This is a genomic window from Nonomuraea turkmeniaca, assembly GCF_005889735.1.
Lineage (GTDB): Bacteria > Actinomycetota > Actinomycetes > Streptosporangiales > Streptosporangiaceae > Nonomuraea > Nonomuraea turkmeniaca.
In genome coordinates this window covers 18,449-39,235 of record NZ_VCKY01000089.1, presented here as the reverse complement: position 1 = coordinate 39,235, position 20,787 = coordinate 18,449, and the positions used below count along the sequence as shown (strand labels likewise).

The 20,787-nt window shown below is 69.1% G+C and carries 21 protein-coding genes; 16 read left to right on the top strand and 5 right to left on the bottom strand.

Going from position 1 to position 20,787, the window contains the following annotated elements; all coding sequences use genetic code 11:
* Nucleotides 1-138 precede the first annotated feature (138 nt).
* Complete coding sequence (locus ETD86_RS25215) at nt 139-858, top strand: LamG domain-containing protein (RefSeq protein ID WP_211370294.1); 720 nt, start codon at nt 139-141, stop codon at nt 856-858.
* Between the two features lie 32 nt (nt 859-890).
* Complete coding sequence (locus ETD86_RS25210; RefSeq protein ID WP_138668635.1) at nt 891-3,200, top strand: PQQ-dependent sugar dehydrogenase; 2,310 nt, start codon at nt 891-893, stop codon at nt 3,198-3,200.
* 80 nt (nt 3,201-3,280) lie between these two features.
* On the opposite strand, the gene ETD86_RS25205 is transcribed toward ETD86_RS25210, so the two are convergent.
* The 3 genes from ETD86_RS25205 to ETD86_RS25195 form a co-directional block, all read right to left on the bottom strand.
* Nucleotides 3,281-3,700: a hypothetical protein gene (locus tag ETD86_RS25205; RefSeq protein ID WP_138668634.1), complete on the bottom strand. Its 420-nt coding sequence runs from the start codon at nt 3,698-3,700 to the stop codon at nt 3,281-3,283.
* 32 nt (nt 3,701-3,732) lie between these two features.
* The gene (locus ETD86_RS25200) at nt 3,733-4,749 is read right to left on the bottom strand and encodes a leucine-rich repeat domain-containing protein (RefSeq protein WP_138668633.1); all 1,017 of its coding nucleotides are present in this window, start codon (nt 4,747-4,749) and stop codon (nt 3,733-3,735) included.
* Between the two features lie 248 nt (nt 4,750-4,997).
* Nucleotides 4,998-6,116, bottom strand: coding sequence for a zinc-binding dehydrogenase (locus ETD86_RS25195; RefSeq protein WP_138668632.1), 1,119 nt, complete (start codon nt 6,114-6,116; stop codon nt 4,998-5,000).
* 206 nt (nt 6,117-6,322) lie between these two features.
* Here ETD86_RS25195 and ETD86_RS25190 point away from each other — a divergent pair, with 206 nt between their 5' ends.
* The 10 genes from ETD86_RS25190 to ETD86_RS25145 all read left to right on the top strand — a co-directional run bounded on the left by ETD86_RS25190 (nt 6,323) and on the right by ETD86_RS25145 (nt 16,535).
* Nucleotides 6,323-7,441, top strand: coding sequence for a substrate-binding domain-containing protein (locus ETD86_RS25190; protein ID WP_138668631.1), 1,119 nt, complete (start codon nt 6,323-6,325; stop codon nt 7,439-7,441).
* A complete protein-coding gene (locus tag ETD86_RS25185) occupies nt 7,438-8,223 on the top strand; it encodes an IclR family transcriptional regulator (RefSeq protein ID WP_138668630.1) in 786 nt (261 codons plus the stop codon). The genes ETD86_RS25190 and ETD86_RS25185 overlap by 4 nt, the downstream gene beginning before the upstream one ends.
* Nucleotides 8,224-8,639: 416 nt before the next feature.
* Nucleotides 8,640-10,202 (top strand): sugar ABC transporter ATP-binding protein, encoded by a 1,563-nt coding sequence (locus ETD86_RS25180; protein ID WP_138668629.1) that lies wholly within the window; start codon nt 8,640-8,642, stop codon nt 10,200-10,202.
* A complete protein-coding gene (locus tag ETD86_RS25175) occupies nt 10,199-11,248 on the top strand; it encodes an ABC transporter permease (RefSeq protein ID WP_138668628.1) in 1,050 nt (349 codons plus the stop codon). The genes ETD86_RS25180 and ETD86_RS25175 overlap by 4 nt, the downstream gene beginning before the upstream one ends.
* Nucleotides 11,249-11,325: 77 nt before the next feature.
* On the top strand, nt 11,326-12,336 hold the full coding sequence (locus tag ETD86_RS25170) for a sugar ABC transporter substrate-binding protein (RefSeq protein WP_138668627.1): 1,011 nt from the start codon (nt 11,326-11,328) through the stop codon (nt 12,334-12,336).
* A 25-nt stretch (nt 12,337-12,361) separates the two neighbouring features.
* A complete protein-coding gene (locus tag ETD86_RS25165) occupies nt 12,362-13,363 on the top strand; it encodes a dihydroxyacetone kinase subunit DhaK (RefSeq protein ID WP_138668626.1) in 1,002 nt (333 codons plus the stop codon).
* Nucleotides 13,364-13,387: 24 nt separating this feature from the next.
* Nucleotides 13,388-14,062: a dihydroxyacetone kinase subunit DhaL gene (dhaL, locus tag ETD86_RS25160; RefSeq protein ID WP_138668625.1), complete on the top strand. Its 675-nt coding sequence runs from the start codon at nt 13,388-13,390 to the stop codon at nt 14,060-14,062.
* The gene (locus ETD86_RS25155) at nt 14,059-14,589 is read left to right on the top strand and encodes a VOC family protein (RefSeq protein ID WP_138668624.1); all 531 of its coding nucleotides are present in this window, start codon (nt 14,059-14,061) and stop codon (nt 14,587-14,589) included. The genes dhaL and ETD86_RS25155 overlap by 4 nt, the downstream gene beginning before the upstream one ends.
* The gene (locus tag ETD86_RS25150) at nt 14,513-15,481 is read left to right on the top strand and encodes a class I fructose-bisphosphate aldolase (RefSeq protein ID WP_138668623.1); all 969 of its coding nucleotides are present in this window, start codon (nt 14,513-14,515) and stop codon (nt 15,479-15,481) included. Before ETD86_RS25155 ends, ETD86_RS25150 begins: the two co-directional genes overlap by 77 nt.
* A 112-nt stretch (nt 15,482-15,593) precedes the next feature.
* Nucleotides 15,594-16,535, top strand: a complete 942-nt coding sequence (locus ETD86_RS25145) for an NAD-dependent epimerase/dehydratase family protein (protein WP_138668622.1) — start codon at nt 15,594-15,596, stop codon at nt 16,533-16,535.
* 535 nt (nt 16,536-17,070) lie between these two features.
* Here ETD86_RS25145 and ETD86_RS25140 read toward each other — a convergent pair.
* Nucleotides 17,071-17,388 carry a hypothetical protein gene (locus ETD86_RS25140; RefSeq protein ID WP_138668621.1) on the bottom strand — a complete coding sequence of 106 codons (318 nt, stop codon included), beginning with the start codon at nt 17,386-17,388 and terminating at the stop codon, nt 17,071-17,073.
* 97 nt (nt 17,389-17,485) lie between these two features.
* Here ETD86_RS25140 and ETD86_RS25135 point away from each other — a divergent pair, with 97 nt between their 5' ends.
* From ETD86_RS25135 to ETD86_RS25125, 3 genes are all read left to right on the top strand, one after another.
* Nucleotides 17,486-18,211: an SRPBCC family protein gene (locus ETD86_RS25135; RefSeq protein ID WP_138668620.1), complete on the top strand. Its 726-nt coding sequence runs from the start codon at nt 17,486-17,488 to the stop codon at nt 18,209-18,211.
* Between the two features lie 90 nt (nt 18,212-18,301).
* Nucleotides 18,302-19,198, top strand: coding sequence for a hypothetical protein (locus tag ETD86_RS25130; RefSeq protein ID WP_138668619.1), 897 nt, complete (start codon nt 18,302-18,304; stop codon nt 19,196-19,198).
* A 54-nt stretch (nt 19,199-19,252) separates the two neighbouring features.
* Nucleotides 19,253-19,663, top strand: a complete 411-nt coding sequence (locus tag ETD86_RS25125; RefSeq protein ID WP_138668618.1) for a MarR family winged helix-turn-helix transcriptional regulator — start codon at nt 19,253-19,255, stop codon at nt 19,661-19,663.
* Nucleotides 19,664-19,687: 24 nt separating this feature from the next.
* Here ETD86_RS25125 and ETD86_RS25120 read toward each other — a convergent pair whose 3' ends face one another.
* Nucleotides 19,688-20,338 carry a thymidine kinase gene (locus ETD86_RS25120; RefSeq protein ID WP_138668617.1) on the bottom strand — a complete coding sequence of 217 codons (651 nt, stop codon included), beginning with the start codon at nt 20,336-20,338 and terminating at the stop codon, nt 19,688-19,690.
* Nucleotides 20,339-20,362: 24 nt separating this feature from the next.
* Between ETD86_RS25120 and ETD86_RS25115 the strand changes: the two genes are divergently transcribed.
* Nucleotides 20,363-20,785, top strand: coding sequence for a hypothetical protein (locus ETD86_RS25115; RefSeq protein ID WP_246148130.1), 423 nt, complete (start codon nt 20,363-20,365; stop codon nt 20,783-20,785).
* The last annotated feature ends 2 nt before the right edge of the window (nt 20,786-20,787 follow it).

Genomic DNA, 20,787 nt, shown 5'->3' with positions numbered 1-20,787 from the left:
CCGCCGCCCTGACCGCCTGTCGTCCTCACAGCGGCCGCCGCCCTCTTGACAGACCCTTTCCCCGGGATACGATCCGCTCGAAGGCAGCCACGTAAGCGCTTTCGGAAGCGCTTACGACGACCGGCGAGAGGATCCCGGATGTCAGCCCTTCGCACTCTCACCATCGCGGCCGCACTCGCCCTGGCCGCTCCCGCACTCCCCCTGCCCGCCCAAGCCGTCACCACCCAGGACTGCGCACTCGGCCACGCCCGCGTGAAGCAGGTGGACGCCGGCCACAACTGGGCGCCCGTGACCCCTGCCAAGTGGCAGTTCCCCGGCGACCAGGTGATACTCGCCGAGGCCGGGGTCGCCCGCCCCGGACCACGCCGGCCCTTCGAGTACGCGGTGCTGAAGACCGGCCCCGAGTTCGCCTCGGCACGCATCGACGCGAAGGTCCGCCTGGACACACCGACCAGCGTCAGCAACCGCGACGTGATCATCGTGTTCGGCTACCGGTCGGACACCGAGTTCTACTACGTGCACCTTTCGCAGGACAACACCATCTACCCGCACAACGGGATCTTCGTCGTCAACAACGCCGACCGCCTGCGCATCGACGACCAGTGGAACGGCCAGGTCGGCGCGCCGCCCGCGGTGACGGACGCCGAGTGGCACCGTGTCCGCGTCACGCACTGCACGGACACCGGCCGCATCTCGGTCTACGTGGACGGCGCCGAAACCCCGCTGATGACGGCCACCGACCGCACGTTCACCTCCGGCCGGGTCGGCTTCGGCTCGTTCGACAACATCGGCAGGATGCGCGACATGACCGTCAAGGGCACCCCGGCCTGCGACGGCACCGCACCCGTTGAGCAGTGAACCCGCGAATCGACACCCCTTGGTGGTGAGGCATGCCCAGAACCCTCCGAGGCCTGCTCGCCGTGCTGCTGGTGACCGCTTTATGCGCGTCGCCGGCGGTCGCGCAGGCGGAGCCGACTCCGATCGACGACCCCATCCCCGAGAAGCCCACCCCGTCCGGCCTCACGCTGACGCTCGAGGAATTCGCCTCGTTCCCGAAGACCGACACGATCCCGCCGCCGACCGACCAGCGCCTGGTCCGCTGGGCCAGGATCAACTACCTGGGCGAGCTGCCCGACGGCTCGCGCCGGCTGTACGTCAACGACCTCAACGGCAAGCTCTACTTCCTGGACAAGAGCGGCGGCGAGCCGCGGGAGTACCTCGACGTCGGCGCCACGTTCGCGCCCGACTTCATCTCGGGACGCGGCCTGGGCAGCGGCTTCGGCTTCGCCGCCTTCCACCCGGAGTTCGGCGGCAACGGCACGTTCTACACCGTGCACACCGAGTGGGGTGACGCGCTCACCACCAAGACCCCCGACTTTCCGCCCCAGCCGGGCGTCAGGTTCCACGGCGTGATCACCGAGTGGACGGCGACGGACCCGAAGGCGAGCACGTTCTCGGGCACTCGCAGAGAAGTGCTGAGGCTCGGCTTCTCCGGCCAGATCCACGGCATCCAGCAGATCGACTTCAACCCGGCCGCCCGCCCCGGCGACCAGGACTACGGCCTGCTCTACATCGCGGCCGGCGACGGCGGGCGCGGCGTCAGCAGCGACGACCCGCAGAACCTGGCCGTGCCCTACGGCAAGATCCTGCGCATCGACCCGTCCGGCACGAACGGCGCCAACGGCCGGTACGGCATCCCGGCCGCCAACCCGTTCGCCGGCCGCCCGGGCGCGCTCGGCGAGATCTACGCCTACGGCATGCGTGACCCACACCGCTTCAGCTGGGACCCGGGAGCCGGCAACCGGCTCTTCCTCGGCCACATCGGCGAGCACGCCATCGAGGCCATCTACGACGTCGGTGCCGGGGACAACCTGGGGTGGAGCGTGCGCGAAGGCTCGTTCCTGTTCAACCGGGCCGACCGCTGCCACCTCTACACGTTGCCGGACAACGACGCGGAGTTCGGCTACACGTACCCGGTGGCGGCCTACGACCACGACCCGCCACCCGGCCACTCCTGCACGGCCGACAGCGGCCACGCGGTCGTCGGCGGGTTCGTCTACCGCGGCACGAAGCTGCCGCTGCTGCACGGGAAATACCTGTTCGGCGACATCGTGGACGGCCAGGTGTTCTTCACGGTCGCCGCGCAGATGCGGGAGCAGACCGGCCGCCGGGCCACCATCCACAAGCCGCGGCTGGTGGACGCCGCCGGCAAGCAGGTCACCATGCAGGACCTGGCCGGGCACACCCGGGTGGACCTGCGCTTCGGCCGCGACGCCGCCGGCGAGCTGTACGTGTTGTCGAAGGCCAACGGCAAGATCTGGAAGATCACGAAGGCCCAGTGGACGCCGCCCGACGTGCTGCCGAGCCTGCGTGACGACCTGGTGGCGGCGTACGACTTCGAGCACCCGGTGGCCGGCGACCCGGCCAAGGAGCGGGACCAGGGCCTGTCGGGCACCGACATCACGCTCGTCAACGGCGGCGCCGCCATGCGCGTGGCCGACCGCGCCTACCGGGGCAGCACCCATGCGCTCCAGACCCGCCAGGTCGAGCCCGCCACGGCGGGCAACGACGACTGGAAGGCCGGGATCTACGGCGAGACCGGCGTGCCGACCCTGCGGGCGTTCAACGCCGTCCAGGGCGTGACCATCATGGGCTGGTTCAAGATGCAGGGCACGGGACCCGCGCCCAACTCCAATACCGCCGACCCGGCCGACTTCTTCAACGCCATCGGACTGGCCGGGGTGCTGAGCGGCAACTCGCAGGGCCACGACGTCAGAGCGCTCCTGGAGCTGATCACCGTGAACGGCGAGCTGCGCGTGGTGGCGCTGGCCCGCCGCGTGGACGGCAGCAGCTCGCAGACGTTCGCCGCCGACCGGCCGTGGCAGGAGATCCTGCAACGGGACCAGTGGGTGTTCCTCGCCGCGACGTTCGACTTCGACACCGCGACGATGAAGCTCTACCGGAACGGCCGCCCGCTCGCCGGCTTCACCACCGTCGCTGGCGACCCGTGGGGCGTCGAAGGCGACCCCGAGCCCGACGTCACCTCGGCGACCGACCCACGCGGCATCAAGATCGGTGGCAGCTACCCGCAGAACACCAGGGAGCAGAACCCGTGCGAGTGCCGCATGGACGGGTTGATGTTCCTGGACCGGGTGGCGTCACCAGGCGAGGTCAGAGCGCAGTACGAGCTGATGCGGTAACGCACGACCGCTGGATAGGGCCGCCGCCTCTCCCGCTGCCCGAGGGAGCAGGCGGCGGCGTCATGTGGGCACCCAACGGATCACTTGGGTGTCTGCGAGACCCGGTGATCGGTCAGGTGCAGGTCGCCGTTGAGTTGCGGCTTGAGGACCTCCAGCACCTCGAGCGGGCCGAGGACGGTCCAGCGCGGGCCCACCAGATGCGGGTTGTACTCGGGCGCCCGGTCCATCCACTCGTCCTTGAGCTTCTCGGTCTTGAAGGTGTTGACGAAGAACTCGCCTTCCTTGGTCTTGCAGTACGCCGTACGGATTTCATCGGCGTCGACCTGCACCTTCGGCTTGCAGCCCACCTTGGCGGAGAGTTGCTCGACGGTGAGGGGGGCGGCGTTGGCCTGCGCATTTCCCGCTGCTCCGTAGTCACTGTTCTTCCCGACGTACTGGGAACAGCCAGTGACCAGCCCGGCCAGCAGCGCGAAAGCGGCCAGACGTGGAAATGTCGTCATGTGCGGAGGTACGCAGGGCCTGCCACCCCGGTTCAGCGCAAGGTCACGCAACCGCGGGCGGCCAGTCGCCGCAGCACCTCGGGATCGCCGTCTAGCTTGTTCCATCGCAGGTCGAGCTTCTCCAGCGTGGGCAGGTCGGCCAGGGACTCGGGCAGCTCGCGCAGCCTGTTGTTCCGCAGGTCGAGGTGGGTGAGCCGGGGCGGCATCGTGTCCGGCAGCTCGCGCAGGCGGTTGTTGCGCAGGTCCAGCACGCGCAGCTCGCCGAGCCGGTGGATGGAGGCGGGCAGCCGGGTCAGGCGGTTGCCCTGCAGATGCAGCTCCCGAAGCCGGGCCAGGCCGGCCATCGGGGCGGGGAGCTCCTCCAGCAGGTTGTTGTAGAGCCGCAGCTCCACCAGCGACGCCATGCCGCCGATCGCGTCGGGCAGGCGGCTGAGCCGGTTGTCGGTCAGGTTGAGGTAGGCGAGCCGGTCCAGCCGGCCGATCGCCTCAGGCACCTGGGTGAACAGGTTGTCGCTGAGGTAGAGGTAGTCGGTGAGGGGCAGGTCGCCGAGCTCGGGCGGGATCTCGGTGAGCCGGTTGTGTCCCAGGTCGAGCATGCGGAGGCGGGTCAGGCCGCCGATGGCCGCGGGGATCTCGGTGAGCGCGTTCTCGGCCAGGTTCAGCGATTCGAGTCCCGCCAGTTTCCAGAGGGAGCCGGGCACCTCGGTCAGGTCGTTCCCGCCGATCGCCAGGTGGCGGAGCGCCGGTGGGAGCCGGTCCGGCAGGGCGCCGATGCGGTTGCCGTACAGGAAGAGTGTCTCCAGCTGCGGCGGGCACGCCGGGAAGGTCGTCAGCTCGTTGCCGTCGAGGTGCAGCGTGCGCAGGGCGGTGAGCCGGGAGAGGTCCGGCAGCCTGCGCAGGCCGTTGCCGTCGAGCCGCAGCTCCTCCAGGGCGGTCAGCTCCGCCACCCGCTCGGGCACCTTGGCGATCGCGTTCCAGGCCAGGTCGATCAGTCGGACGTCGTCGGGGATCTGCGGGAAGGCGGTCAGTCCGGCATCGGGTGCGCGCATGGCGTCGATCATCCTAGACGGGCGGCACGAAGATGCCGGAGACGCTGCCCGACCCGCGCAGCCGCCGGGGACGCCGCTACCGGCTCGGCCCGCTGCCGGCGTTATCCCTGCGCGCTGAGCCCCTGCAGCAGTAGGGCGGCGACGACGTCCGGCCCGATCCTGGCTGGCAGCTCGACAAGGCGCCCGGTGGGTATGTCCCGTGCCAGGAAGGCGCCTTAGCCGAGCCGACATCGGCCTGCGGCGCCGGATCACGGTAGGAGCATCGGCCGTACCGCGCTGCCGGTGGCGAGTCGTTCGAGGGCGACGTTGACATCCGCGAGGGGGAACGTCTCTCCAAGCAGCAGGTCGACGGGGAGCCTGCCGGCCCTCCACAGTGCGACGTAGCGGGGGATGTCGCGCTGCGGAACGGAGTCGCCCTGATAGCTTCCCAAAAGCGTGCGCCCCTCTCCTACCAGGGTGGCGACCGGGACCGATAGCCGCTCGGACGGATCGGGGAGACCGACCGACACCGTACGGCCGCCGGGACGGGTGTGCGACCACGCCGTCTGCAGTGCGGAGGTGCGCCCGACGGCTTCGAACGCCACGTCGACTCCGCCTTCGAGGACGGCGGCGAGTACGGTTTCCACCTCCTCGGGAGGGATCGCGTGCGTGGCGCCGAGCTTGAGCGCGAGGTCTCGTTTCTCCGGGATGGGGTCCACGGCGATGATCGGGTGCGCGTTTGCCAGGACCGCGCCGAGCAGGGCGCACAATCCCACGCCACCGAGCCCGAGGACGAGAGCCGTCTCGCCGGGCCGCACGTTCGCGGTGTTGAGAGCCGCTCCGACGCCGGTGAGGACGGCACAGCCGAACAGCGCGGCGACCGGCGCGGGGAGGTCGGCCGGGACGACCACTGCGGAACGGCGGTCGACGACCGCGTGCCGAGCGAACGCGGAGATGCCGAGGTGGTGGTGGACAGGTTGGCCGTCGCGGTGCAGGCGGCGCGCCCCGGACAGAAGCGTGCCCGATGCGTTGGCGCGAGCGGCGCTCGCGCACCTGGTGGGGGCGCCGCCAGTGCAATGACCACAGAGTCCGCAGCCTGGGACGAAGACCAGCACGACCCGGTCGCCAACCTCGATGTCGGTCACGTACGGGCCGAGACCCTCCACGACACCCGTCGCCTCGTGCCCGAGCGCCATGGGGGTGGGACGCCTGCGGGAGCCGTTGACCACGGACAGGTCGGAGTGGCAGACCCCGGCCGCGTCGATGGAGACGAGCAGCTCACCCGGCCCCGGAGCGTCGAGGTCGACGGCGCTCACGCGTAGCGGCCGGTCGTGCGTGTACAGCCGGGACAGGTCGGGATGATCGAGGATGGCGGCCTGTGTTCGCATCGCGTGACTCCGAATTGGTGGGCATGCCTCAGACAGGGCCCACACCCTAAGTGCGGAAGAACTAGAGAATGATCGGGAGGATCGCCGAAGACGTGGTCACTATTTCGTCTCCTCGTGCGATATATTGAACAAGATACTTCCGGTAGCGAGGTTGTCAAGATGTGGCATCTTGATTCGGGGCGCTGCGCGAGGTGGGAGGTGGGTTCGTGACTAGGGCACCGCATGAGGGGACCGTGGGCCCCGAGGCGCCTTCCAGGGTGCCCGCGGTCAGCCGCGCCGTGGCCGTGCTCAGCGAGATAGCCGTCCATGGCCCGGCCTCACTGGCCAATCTCGGCCGGCGTCTCGGGTTGCCGAAGAGCAGCCTGCTGGGCATTTGTCAGACGCTGGTGGAGGAACGACTGCTCGTCCAGGACCCGCAGGGCCGCTACGTTCTCGGGCTGGCGGTCGCGGAACTTGCCGCCGCGCAGCTGCGGCATCCGCCTAAACTGGCCCGGCTCGGTGTCGCCGTCCCGAATACCAGCAATCCCTTCTACGTCGTCGAGCTCCGCGCTTTGGCCGAGGCGTCCGCCGAGATAGGGGCCGAGATCGTTGCGCTCGACTCGGGGCAGGACATCGACGTGCAGATCGGGCAGATCGGTGAGTTGGTGAACATGCGGGTTGACGCGATCGTGCTCGACGCTGTGCACTCCACGAAGGTGGCCGGAGCCGTACGGCTGGCGCGCTCTGCTGACATCCCCGTCATCGCCGTCAACGTCGGCGCCGAGGGCGCGGATGTGTCCGTGACCACCGACAACGTCCAGGCAGGCCAGTTGGTCGGGCATCACCTCGCCGGCCTGCTGGGTGGCAGGGGAGAGGTGGCCATCGTCGATGGTGAGCCGGTGACCGCCACGGCCGACCGGGTCGCCGGATTCATGTCGGCCCTGCGTGAGCACCCAGGAGTGAACGTCGTCGCCCGGGAACGCGGCGACCACTCCCCGCAGACGGGCAGGTCCATCGCCCGCCGAATGCTCGCCCAACACCCGCGGGTCGCGGGGTTCTTCGGCATCAACGATCCGACGTCGACAGGGATCATAGAGGCGTTGGGGGAGCGGGGGATCTCCGTGCCGGTGGTGAGCGTTGACGGATCGGCCGCGGCTGCCTCGGCCATCGCCGCCGGGGGCTCTCTGAAGGCGTCCGCCGCGCAAGACCCTGCCCAGCTCGCCCACCTCGCCTTCCGTCTGGCCGCGCAGCTGCGGGCCGGGGAGCGTCTGGTCACCCAGACTCGCCTTCTTCCCACGAGGCTGGTCACCGAGGCCAACGTCGCCGACTACCAACCCTGGGGTTGATCGAGATCAGCGAGAGCGTGACACCGGGCCGATCGCCCGCGGTGCGCAAGGCGGCCCGCATCCTCTTCGAGCTCGCCGCCCACCATGAAGCGGCGAGCTTCGGCGAGCTGAGCCGACGTCTCGCCATGCCCAAGAGTTCCCTGGCCGACATCTGCGGTGTTCTGCTGGAGGCCGGAGTCCTGGCACGCGACATTGACGGGCGCATGCAGCTCGGTGGCAGGCTGAGCGAGATCGCGAGAGGATTGGTAGGAGGTACGCCGCTTCTTGAGCTGTTCCACGCGGCGGTCCCGCACGCCGAGGAGCTTGCGGGGCGCACGGTCGCGCTCGCCGTCCTGTCGGGTCTCGACGCCGCCTATCTCTCGGTGCGCCCTGGAGAGAGGCCTCTTCCGCTCACCCTCAAGCCAGGTATCCGCCTGCCGGCGTGGTCGACGGGGACCGGCCGTGCGCTGCTCAGCACGCTGCCCGATCCGGTGATCAGGGAGATGCACACCGATGCCCCTCCGCTCTCGCCCAGCGGGCAACTGTTCGATATGGAGCGGCTCATCGAGGCGGTAGGCCTGGCCCGTGCCCGAGGCTTCGCCTCCAACGCGGACCTGGGCGAGATGGCGCTGGCCGGAACCGCCGCGGTCGTGTACGGCCGAGGCGGCCCGCTGGCCGCGGTCGGATCGATCGTCGACATCACCTCGGCGGACGCCGGCAGCGATGCCGAAGCGGTCCGGGCGCTCGCTCGCCACCTGTCCGAGTCCCTGCGGCGGGAGCCGGCGAGCCCGTCCGAAGCCTGACGGGGGTTCCGGCGGCGCGAGCCACCGCCGCGCTCCGTCGCGCATGAGAGGACTCTACGCACCGCGCGGCGCCGGAGCACGCGCCACGGGCGAGGGCCGTAGCGTGCTCCGGCCTAACCCGCTCGTGCCACTGACCTGGCGTCTTCGCCACCTGGCTGCGCTTGCCGGACGGCCTGCGCCCCGCAACCTCCGCGAGGCGTGAGGAGGCGCCACTGTGCCGGCCCCCCATATTCGAGTCGGCCGACCCATGCCGCCATTCGGATCTTCTTCGTGTTCCGGGCGCTTGACACCAGAATTACGGCCGCTTACTTTGTTCAGTGTCTCGGACGATAGACCGAAATATGGAACACGCCTGATGTGGATCCATCCCGGATCGCTCGGCGCAGGTGCCGAGATCATGTTCGAACGGAGATGACATGAACGCCGACGCTCTTTTCCGGCACTCGCCGGACGGCGCCCATCCGCCACCGCCAGGCGGCGCGCATGCTGCGATCGCCGTGGAAGGCCTGGTCAAGCGCTATCCGGGCGTGCTGGCACTCGACGGCGTCGATCTGTCGATGGCGGCTGGGGAGGTCCGGGCGCTGCTGGGGAAGAACGGCGCGGGAAAGTCCACTCTTGTCAAGATCCTTTGCGGTGCGGTCCGCCCCGACGCCGGGCGGATCCATATCGGTGGCAGGCAGGTCGAACTGGCCAGCCCCGCTGTCGCACGCGAGCGGGGCATCGTCACCGTCCACCAGGAGCTCAGCCTCGTCCCGGAACTGAGTGTCGCCGAGAACATCCTGCTGGGCCGCTGGCGCGCCGCAGGCACCCGCGGAGGACTGGTCAGCCCCGCCGCGCTCGTGCGTCACGTCGGCCGGTTCCTCGACGACCTGCGGCTCGAGCTCGACCCTCGGGCCAAGGTGGGCCAGCTCAGTGTGGCCGAACAGCAGACCGTCGAGATCGCGCGAGCGCTGTCCTACGGTGGCAAACTGCTCATCCTCGACGAGCCGACCAGCTCACTGCCGGCCGCCGAAGTGGATAGGCTGCTGATCCTCGTGCGAAGGCTCGCGGAGACGGGTCTTGCCGTCATCTACGTCTCGCACAGGATGGACGAGATCCCCCGGGTCGCCGACTCCATCACCGTGCTCCGCGATGGGCGCCACGTCGCCACCCGGCCCGTCGGCGACGTCACGACCGCGGAGATCGTGGAGATGATGACGGGCAGGACCGCTACCTCCCGCCGCAGGCCGAAGAGGAAGGCCTCCGAGCGCGTGGTGCTCTCGGTGTCCCGGCTGCGCAGCGGCGACCGCGTCCGCGATGTCTCGTTCGATCTGCATCAGGGGGAGATCCTCGGCATCGTCGGACTGCTCGGCTCCGGCAGGACGGAGCTCTTCCGATGTCTCTACGGCCTGAGCGGGCGCGAAAGCGGTTCGGTGAAACTGAACGGGCAGCCGCTGCGCCCCCGCACCCCACGCCAGGCGATCGACGCCGGTCTCGGCTTCGCCCCTGAGGACCGTAAGAAGGAAGGGCTGGCCCTCGGTATGGCTGTCTCGGTCAACGTGACGCTGTCCAGCCCGCGCAGTATCAGCGTCGCGGGGCTGCTCTCCCGACGCAAGGAACAGCGTGTCGCCGAGGCCACGCGCACCCGTCTGGCCATCAAAACACCCGCGCTCCGCACCGCCGTCGGCACCCTGTCCGGCGGCAATCAGCAGAAAGTGATCCTCGGCAAGTGCCTGAACGCGCGGGTGCGAGTATTGCTCCTCGACGAACCCACCCGCGGCGTGGACGTGGAGGCCAAGGAGCACATCTACGCGCTCCTGCGTGACCTCGCCGACGAAGGGACCGGGATCGTCGTCGTCTCGTCCGAGATCGAAGAGCTGTTCCTCGTCTGTGACCGTCTTCTCGTTCTGAACTCCGGCAGGGTCGTCCTCGACCGGGGAGTCGCAGACACGGATCTCCCGGCGGTCATGGCCGCGGCCATGGAAGGAGACGCGCGATGACCGGCACGACCGTGTCCGACCGTTACTCGTCCGGGGAGGTCGCCGAGAGGCGGCTCCGCCAGGTCACCGGGGCGGCGGGGCGCCTCGGCATGGAGCACCTCGGGCTGCTCGGCGTGCTCGCCGTGGTCTTCGTCCTGCTGTCCCTGACCGCGCCGAACTTCCTGAGCGCGGGAAATCTGCTCGACGTCGCCCGTCAGATCTCCTTCACCGGGCTCATTGCCTTCGGCATGACCTTGGTGATCATCGCTGGTGAGATCGACATCAGCGTCGGCTCGGCCATCGCCTTCGGCTCCGCGCTCTTCGGGATGCTCGCGGTCGACCAGGAGTGGCCGCTGTGGCTTGCCGCCATCGCCGTATGCGCGCTGGGCGCGCTGATCGGCGTCGGAGCCGGCCTGCTGCGGGCCCTCCTCAACGTGCCGTCCTTCATCGTCACCCTGGCGTTGTTCTCGGCACTCAGCGGGCTGGCGCTGCTGATGACCGACTCGATTCCCATCCCCATCACTGACGCCGGTTTTGCCGCACTGGGCACTGGCTCCGTGCTCGGCGTCCCGATCCCCGCGCTGATAATGGCCGTGGTGTTCGTGGCCTTCTGGCTGCTGGCCAACCGCACGACGTTCGGGCGCAGCGTCTACGCGGTCGGCGGCAATGCCGAGGCCGCCCACCTGTCCGGCATCCCGGTCGCCCGGGTGCGCGCCGTCCTCTTCGGGACGACCGGCCTGCTCGCCGCGGTGTCGAGCCTGCTGCAGACGTCCCAGCTCGGATCCGGGAACCCGACGATCGGCATCGGGGTCGAGTTCGCAGTGATCACGGCTGTGATCGTCGGCGGAGCCAGCCTGTACGGCGGCCGCGGTTCCATGGTCGGGACTCTGCTCGGTGTCGTCCTCATCGGGATCCTCAACAACGGCATGGTCCTGCTGGGCGTCAACAGCTACGCCCAGAACGTGGCCAACGGCGCCATCGTTCTGCTGGCGGTCCTCGTCAGCGTGGCGAGGCCGTCGACCCGCCGCACCCGCCGACGGGTCATCGCCCGGGCCCTCGAAAGCTGAAAACGGTTGCGTCGACCGGCCCGCCCGTCCTCGTCACCGGACCACGCCGCCCGGTGTGACCACAGAAAGGGTCACTCATGTCTCGTCCACACTCCGCAGACCTGCTCCTTCGCTGCGCCGCGGCCGTGGCCGTCCTCACGGCGGTGGGCTGCTCCGCCACCGGGCCGTCCACCGGTCCCGCGAAGGCGTCCGGCTCAGGCGAGCCGTTCACCGTCGGTGTCACGACGCTGTTCCCGACCGGCACCTTCGCCGAGTTCGCCGCCGCGTTGAAGCGCGAGGGCCCGAAGCACGACATGGCCTTCGACGTGCAGGACGTGGGCAACGACGCCGGCAAGGAGAGCCGGATCATGTCCGCATTCGCCACTAGGAAAGTCGATCTCGTCGTCGCGAGTGTCGTGTCGCCCACGGGCTCGGTCGCCTCGTTGCGACGCCTGCAGTCAAGCGGCGTACCCGTGGTGTGCTACAACACGTGCCTGGGCGCCCCGCAGGATCGGCAGCTCGCACGGGCGTTTGTCACGAACGACAACATGGGGCTCGGTGAGACGACGGGTGAAGCCGCCGCGGCCTACATCAAGGACAAGCTCGGCGGCTCCGCGAAGGTCGCGTATCTCACCTGCGAGACCTACGACGTGTGTCAGCAGCGCCGTAAGGGGCTGGAGAAGGGCCTGGCCTCCGTCAAGACCGAGGTCGTCGCCTCCCAGGAGGGCTTCGTCGTCGACAAGGCCACCCCAGTCGCTTCGGCCATCCTGTCCGCCCACCCTGACGTCAACGTCATCCTCGCCGAGAACGAGGACGCGGTCATCGCGAGCGCGAACGCGATCAAGGCCCGCGGTCTCACCGGCAAGACGACGGTCTTCGGCATCGGCATCAACCCCACGGTCGGCCGGCTGCTGCTCGTCGGCGACGGCACCGTCCGGCACACGACAGGCCAGGACGCCGCTTCCTGGGCAGCCGAAGTGATCAAAGTGGCCGACGCTGTCAGGTCCGGTGCGAGCACCGGTGAGTTCGACCACTTCACCGCAGGCCCGGCCTATACATACGACGACCCCGAGCCGGTCCGGCGATACCTGTCAGCCGCGGGCCGGTGAACCCGATCTTCCACACGGAGCCATCATGAGAAAGTTCATCAACGAACCGAGTAAGGTCGCCCAGGAGACCCTGGAAGGCTTCCTCGCCATATATGGGGATCAGTTCGCACAGGTTCCCGGCACGCTGGCCGTCGCCAAGCGGGTTCTGGACGACAAGGTCGCAATCGTCTCCGGAGGAGGCAGCGGCCACGAGCCGGTATGGCTGGAGTACATCGGGCCCGGCTTCGCCGACGCGGTGTGCCAGGGGGACATCTTCGCCGCGCCCGCGCCGCAGTCGATCGTGCGAGCCGCCAAGGCGGTAGAGCGCGGGCGCGGCATCCTCTTCGTCTACGGCAACTACTCCGGTGACCGGCTCAACTTCGACCTGGCGGCCGAGGAATTGCAGGCTGAGGGACACGAGGTCCTGACCGTACGGGTCGCCGACGATGTGGCCGCCGCGCCACCCGACCGCGCCAACGACCGGCGGGGGATCGCCGGGGGCTTCTTCGTCAGCAAGATCGCGGGTGCCGCCTCGGAGGCAGGTCTGGACCTCAAGTCCGTTCAGGAACTCGCCACCCTGGCCGCCGATCGCACCCGCAGCATGGGGGTCGCCAGCGCGGGGGGCACCATCCCCGGGACCGACGAACCGACCTTCGTCCTACCCGACGGCAAGATGGAGATCGGAATGGGCATGCACGGCGAGGCCGGTGTCCGGCGCGCCGACATGGCCACCGCGGACGAGACCGTGGACCACATGATCCGGCTCATCGTAGGAGACCGCTCCCTGTCACCGGACGAGAAGGCATGCGTCCTGGTCAACGGACTCGGCGCGACCACCCGCGCCGAGCTGCTGATCATCGCCCGGCGGACCGCATGGGTCCTGGACCAGGCGGGCATCCGAATCCACGACCTCCAGGTCGGTGACTTCGCCACGAGCCAGGAGATGCACGGCTTCTCGATCAGCGTGTTCGGTCTGACGCCCGAGCTCCAAAAGCTCTATGACGCTCCAGGACGGACCTCCTTCTTCTCCGGCGCGAACCGTCACTGACCACCGTTTCTAAAGGCTGAACCTATGGACCGCATGACAGCCGGCGACGTGCGAAGCATGTTGATCGCCGTCGCCGACCGCATCATCACCAGTGAGCGGCTGCTGACCAAGGCCGACCGCGACATCGGGGATGGAGATCACGGGCTCGGTATGACACGCGGCTTCACCGCGGTGCGAGAACTGCTGCTGGCGACCACCTTCGACGACGTCCGGGGCATGCTGTCCGGTGTCGGCGACACACTGATCACCTCCATGGGAGGCGCATCTGGAGTCGTCTTCGGTCTGCTGTTCCGCGCGGGAGCGCAGGGGCTGCCCCCATCGGACGTCCTCACGGTGCCCATCGCCGCCGACCACTTCGAGCGCTCCATTCGAGAGATCACCAGGCGGGGAGGGGCCACTGTCGGAGACAAGACCATGCTGGACGCCCTGCATCCCGCCGTGGAGTCGTTGCGCCGCAGCTCGGAGGCCGGTGACACGCTGGCGTACGCATTTCGCCGGGCCGCGATCGCGGCGGGGGAGGGCGCCGATCGCAGCAAGGACCTCATCGCCCGCTTCGGCAAGGCCATGACCCTTGGCGAGCGATCCCTCGGTTTCCCCGACGCCGGCGCCATATCGACGACGATCATCTTCACGGCCATGGCGGAGTGGACCGCGGCCAACAACGAACACCCGACCACATCGGCACAGGGAGAGGTATGAACAACGGCGAGCTGAGAGAGTTCAACAAGTCGCGCAAGATCTATCAGATCGCGGTCGTCACCCGCGATCTGGAGAAAAGCATGAAGGCGTGGGTCGACAACCTGGGCATCGGTCCGTGGACCGTGCTGACCTTCACCCAGGACACCGTCGACAACCTCCACGTGGCCGACGAGCCGGTCACTGAACCGTTCAAGTTCTTCATCGCCATCTCCTGGGTCGGTGACATGCAGTTCGAGATCATCCAACCGGTGTACGGCCCCACCATCTACGAGAAATTCCTGCAGGAGAAGGGCGAGGGACTGCACCACATCAAGGAGCGGATCGCCGATGCCGACATCGACGCCGTAGTGGCCGCGTACCGAGAGAAGGGCATCGGGGTCATGCAGACGGGCCGGTTCGACGTCGATGTTCACTACTACCTCGCCACGGAGCCGAAGCTGGACTTCATCTATGAGCTCGGCAACTGCCCGGTCCTCGACCTCCCGGCTGACATGTACTCGATCTACCCACCCGAACCAGCCAACTGACCGGCAGGAGTCATCCGTGAAAGCACGACTGGACCGCTTCTTCGGACAGAGCGGCAAATGCCTCGATGTCGCCCTCGACCACGGCATGACCAACGAGTTCTCGCTGCTCGGCGGTATTGAGGACATGCGCACGGCGGTGGCCCGCATCGTGGAAGCGGGACCAGACGCCATCCAGTTGACACCCGGGATGGCACGCCTGCTCGACGGAGTACGAGGAAAGCGGCGGCCCGCCCTGGCACTACGCGGCGACGTGTCGAACGTCTACGGGCCGGCGCTTCCCCGCCATCTGTTCTCCGAGGCCATGGACGCTGCGGTCGACCTGGCGGTAGCCGCCGATGCCGCGTGCGTGGTGGTCAACCTGCTTCTCCTTCCCGGCCAGCCGGAACTGCACCATCAGTGTGTGCGGAACGTCGCCGGGCTGAAGCGCGAGTGTGAGAGCGCCGGGATGCCGCTGATGGTCGAACCCCTTGTCATGGCGTCGAACGATGTTCAGGGCGGATACATGGTCGACGGCGACCTGACGAAGATCACGACGCTGGTCCGACAGGCCGCCGAACTGGGTGCGGACATCATCAAGGCCGACCCCTGTACCGATCCGGCGGACTTCCACCAGGTCGTCGAGACGGCCTCCGGCATCCCGGTCCTCGTCCGCGGTGGCGGCCGGGCTTCGGACGAGGAGGTCCTGGCTCGAACCGCGGAGATCATGAAACAGGGCGCTGCCGGCATCGTCTACGGACGGAACATCATCCAGCACCCCCGCCCGCAGCGCATGGTGCGGGCGCTCATGGCCCTGGTCCACTCGCCGGAAACGTCCGTCGCGGACGCGCTGAAGATCCTTGAGGACAACAACGCGCCGGAACCCGCGGCCGACGCGGCTGGCGTCCGCCTGTGAACGGTGGGCAGGTCTGGGCAGCCCCACCGTACCTGAGCAGTCCGTAAGGCCGACGGTGGTGGCACCCGAAGGGTGCGCCCACACGTCCCGACATCTGAAGAAAGAACCTCTAATGCGTATCTTTTTGACCGGCGCGACCGGATATCTTGGCGGATCCCTCGCCACGCGGCTCGTCGAGGCCGGGCACCACGTTCGCGGGCTCACCCGCTCTCCTCAGACGATCGAGGCTCTCCGCGCGCTCGGCGTCGACCCGGTGCCCGGCACACTCGACGACGACATGCTGCTGGCACAGGAGTCACAGGCCGCCGACGCCGTTGTCAATGCCGCCGACAGCGACCACGTCGGTGCGGTGACCGCCATCGTCGGCGCCCTCACCGGGTCCGGCAAGCCGTTCCTGCACACCAGCGGGTCGAGCATCGTCGGAGAGCCCTCGAACGGGCACCCACAGGAGGAGGTGTACACCGAGGCCGACATCGCCCCGGGCACTTCCTGGACACCCGCGCCGGACAAGGCCGCGCGGGTGGCACTCGACAGGCGCGTGATGGCCGCAGCTGATCTCGGTGTGCGGTCGGTGGTCCTATGCAACACGATGGTGTACGGGACCGGCACCGGGCTGAACCCGGACAGCGTCCAGATCCCCCGGCTCGTACGCGCGGCGCGGGAGAGCGGCGTCGCCCGGCACATCGGCCCGGGTGAGAACATCTGGTCCAACGTGCATGTGGACGACGCCTGCGACCTCTACGTCCGGGCGCTCCACTCGGCCGCACCCGGTTCGTTCTTCTTCGTGGAGAACGGGGAAGCCAGGTTCAAGGACATCACCGCCGCCATCGCGTCCGCGCTGGGCGTTCCCGGGCCGGAATCCATGGATGTCACGGCCGCCATCGAGATATGGGGCTACGAACCTGCCGTGTACGCCCTTGGGTCGAACAGCAGGGTCCGCGGCCACGCCCCCAGGACCGAACTCGGCTGGCGCCCGGAACACCCCTCCGTCCTGGAGTGGATCCTGTGCGCCACCGGCGTGGACGAGACCGCAACGGTCCGCCCCGGGCACTGAAACTCCCGTAGCGCGAAAGACCCGGCTTTACGTGCGTCCGCGTTCCCGGAGCCAGGCGCTGTGCGATCGCGGACGGCCGGATACGCCGTCGTCGATGAACGGCCTTGGACCGCCGCTGTGGCTGATGACAAATATCCTCGAGCGGCGAGCGAAGCCAGGTAGCCGCAGGTGGCGGTGTCGAAGGCGGCGCCGTCCAGGCGGGCGAGGAGCCGTCCCGGGCGCTGGCGGCCAGTCGTGGCGTGCCGGGTAACCCGGCTCGGGTGCGCAGGTCTGGGTCGTATCCGGCGATGATGCGGATGATCTTGGCCAGAGATGTTGCTCCGCCGAGTACAGCGAGCGGGGATAACGCAGGCAGCGGCGTCCCCGGCGGCTGCGCGGGTCGGCCAGCGTACCCGGCACCTCGGCCAGGGCCGCAGATCGAGCTGGTCGGTCAGTGGGTTGGCGAGGCGCCCAGGTGGCGAGCACGTCTTAAGTCTCCCGCCCTTGCCTCAGTGCGCCAACCATCGGCCATGCGCATATTTCCACGGCGTGGACCTTAGGGCAGGTAGCGTTCACCGCTGATGGTGCCGGCGGTGTCGTGGACGGCTACCTGGGTGGAAGCGGTGCAGCCGGAGCCGAGCCAGGTGATTCCTGAGGCGTTGCGCACGGCGATGGCGGCACCGTCCGCGCTGGTGTAGTAGCGGGTGGCGCCGGCCTGGCCGCCGAGGCCTTGATCTCCATGGAGCCGAAGTAGAGGGTGGTGCTGCCGTCGAGACTCGCCGGCTTCGGACTGCTGGGGCAGAGCGGCTATGGGGAGACTTTCTGGAGGGACGCGCCAGGTGACGTGTTCGGCGATGGCGTCGCGACAAGGCACCGGCTCGGGGGAATCCCTGTCACGCGGACCATGCCGGGCAGACGCGTTCGACCGCAGGACTATCCCGATCCAAGAGGATGACTCTTAGAGTGGCGGGATGAAAGTGGCGGGCAGCGCCGTGATCGGCGTTCAGCGGGATCAAGTGTGGGCGGCGCTCCAGGACCCGGCAGTGCTGGTGCGGACCATCCCTGGCTGCGAGCGTCTAGAGGCGGTCGCAGTGAACACCTACAAGATGACGGTCAACGCGGGGGTGGCGTCCATCAAGGGCGTCTACCAGGGGGAGGTCGCGCTGGCGGATCCGCTGGCGCCGGAGAGCTTCACGCTCAAGGCCCGGGGGCAGGGCGCGCCCGGAACGGTGGACGCGACCGTCCAGCTACGGCTGAGCGAGATCGACGGCGGGACCCGGGTCGACTACGACGCGGACGCCGTGATCGGCGGGATGATCGGCGGGGTCGGGCAGCGCATGCTCGGATCGGTGGCCAAGCGGACGGCGGGCGAGTTCTTCGCTGCGGTGGAGGACCATTTGCGCGCGCCGGCGGCTCCAGCGCCCGGACCGGCTCCCGATCTCGCTCCGGGTCTGGTCTCCGCTGCGGACGGGGCCGCCGTCCCGGCGAGCGCTGTGCCGGGTGCGCCGGCGGCGGGCGAGCGCACCGGTGCGGCCGGCGAGGCCGGTGCCGTCGGGGCCGTTTACGAGCGGCCCCCCAAACGGCACACCGAGACGCGGCCGTGGGTGATGCTGGCGTCCTTCGGCATGGGAGCGGGCATCGCGCTCACGAGCGTCGCGATCGGCTGGGTCCTCGGTCGCGCCTCCCGCCGCTCCTGAGCGCCCGCCTGCACGCACGCCGCGCGGCCACAGCGCAGGTGGGGCGGCTGGGGCTCGCGGAAAAGGATCTCCAGGCGTAGCGTGGCGGGTATGCGGCAGGCACACGCGGAGGACGCACGGACAGAAGCCAGGCGAATCGTACGCAACCTGCTCGGCGAGGAGCGCCCCACCGCCGAGACCCTGATCAATGACGTGCGCCCCGTGCTCGGGGACGAGCGCACCGACCGCATGCTCGAACTGGCCCTCGGCGCCTCGCTCACCAGGCGGTCGGCCGAGCTGGCCGCCATCGCCGCGCTGCTGGTCGGCACCCGGGAGCTGGGCGCGGACTGGTGGGCGCGGTCCAGGGGCGGCAAGCTGCCGCCGCCGGACGAGGTGGTCCGCACGGCCGTCGCGATCGAGCCGTGGACCGACCTGACCGCGCTGGAGATGCTGGCCGCCTGGATCTCCGACGACGCCGCCGACCAGCTGTGGGGTCAGGCCGTCGCCCAGGTGGACCTCAACTCGTGGCAGGCCGAGGACCGGTTCGACCTGCCGCCGGGCGTCAAGCCGGGGCAGCGCCTGGTGGTGCACTTCGACGCCGGCGGCCGGCTCGACGCGGTCGTCACCCGGCGGCCCGACGAGGATCTGGGATCCAATCTCGACTTCCACTCCTTGCGCTACTCGCGCCCCGCCGAGGCGCAGTGGAGCTGGGGGGTGGCGGCCGGGCTCGGTCCGCACCGGCTGCCCGGGGAGAGCCCCGACCCGTACGCCCGCGAGGTGCCCGCCGCCGCCGTGGGCATCCTGCGAGCCTGGGCCCTGCGGCACGGCGCCTCCCGCGAGCAGCTCGGTGAGCGCTGGGAGACGGTCGGTGACGTGGTGGCCGCCATCGAGCGGGTGGACTGGATGTGGCGCAGCGGCGAGTGGTTCGGGTGGTGGCGCGGCGCGTCGGCGCTGGTGGACGACTCGGCCTATCTGCCGTACCGGCTGGAGGAGCTGGCCGCGGGCTGACCGGCGGGAATCCCCGGCCCCCGTCGTCGTGAGAAGTCGTGTGAGAATCGGCGTGTGTCGAGACGCCGTCGCCTTGGTTACCTGTTCAAGCACGCCAGCCTGCGCTTGGCCGAGCTGACGGGCCCCGCGCTGGAGCCGTACGGCATCGACGGGCGGGAGTTCGCCGTGCTGTCGGTGCTGGGCGTGGCGGAGCCGCTGTCGCAGCTGGAGGCGGCCCAGCGGCTGCGGATCGACCGGACCACGATGGTGAGCCTGGTGGACGCGCTGGAGCGGAAGAAGCTGGTCGGGCGCCGCCCGGATCCGGGCGACCGGCGCAGGAACATCGTGGAGCTGACCGAGCACGGCCGTGAGACCCTGGACGGGGCCTTACGGGCCGTGGACGCCGCCGAGGAGGCGTTCCTGGCCGGACTGCCGGAAGACGACGCCCAGCTGCTCAGGGACCTCCTGGACCGCCTTATCGGCTGATCGCGGCCCGGCCGGTCGCTCCGGTCAGGCCGGCCAATGGGATGAGCCCTCGCCCAGCAGCCCGGCGCGGTGGTGGCGGCGGCAGAGCACCTGGTAGCGGACGGGTGAGGCATCGGTGTCACCGATCACCACCTGCTCGCCGGTCCGCACCATCGACCCGCCCACGACCCTGGCGTTCAGCTGCCCGGGCCGCCCGCACCAGCACAGCACCTCGACCTGCAGCCGGCACACCTCGTCGGCCAGCTCGAACAGCCGCTGCGCCGCCGGGAACATGACGGAACGGAAGTCGGAGGCCAGCCCGAACGCGTACACGTCCACGCCGTGCTCGTCCACCAGGTCCGCCAGCTGCTCGATCTGCTCGACCGTGTAGAAGCACGCCTCGTCGCAGATCAGGTAGTCGACCCGGTCGTGCAACCCCGTCACCAGCCGTACCAGGTCGAGGGAGTCGTCCACCTCGATGGCCTCGAGACCGAGCCCGATCCGGCTGGTGACCTTCGGCCCGCCCGAGCGGTCGTGCTTGGTCAGCACCAGGCCCCGCCGCCCCTGCCGTCCGTGGTTGTAGTTCATCTGAAGCGCGAGCGTCGACTTCCCGCAGTCCATGGGGCCGAAGTAGAACTTCAGTACAGCGTCCCTGGCGGAAGACGGTACGGCAGACAAGGCAGACGATTCGGTCACGGGCCGCCAGCTTAGCGGCTTGGCTTGTTCCATGACCTCGTGGGACATTTTCCCCCTGAGGTTTCAGGAGGAACTGTGGTCACCGATAAACCACCGTCGCTCGACGCCATGATGAAGCAGGACGACCTCACGGCCGCCCAGGCCGACGCCACCCGATGGCGTTACGGTTTCCTCGTCGTGGTGACGGGCATCGTCGCGGTCTTGGTCGCCTTCGGCGCCGCCGTGTTCGCCACCGGCGAGTTCGCCCCGCTGTTCGCTGGTGTGGCCGGAGTGATCGGTACCATCATCGGAGCATATTTCGGGGTGCAGGCGGGTCAGTCGGGTAAAGCGCGGGTGGAGGCCGAGCTCGCCCGATCTCAAGAGATGGTGGTGCGCCTGGCGGCCTATGTCGGCACCGAGAACGCGCCCCGAGTCATCGACGAAGTGCTCGGCCGACGCCGAAGCTGAGG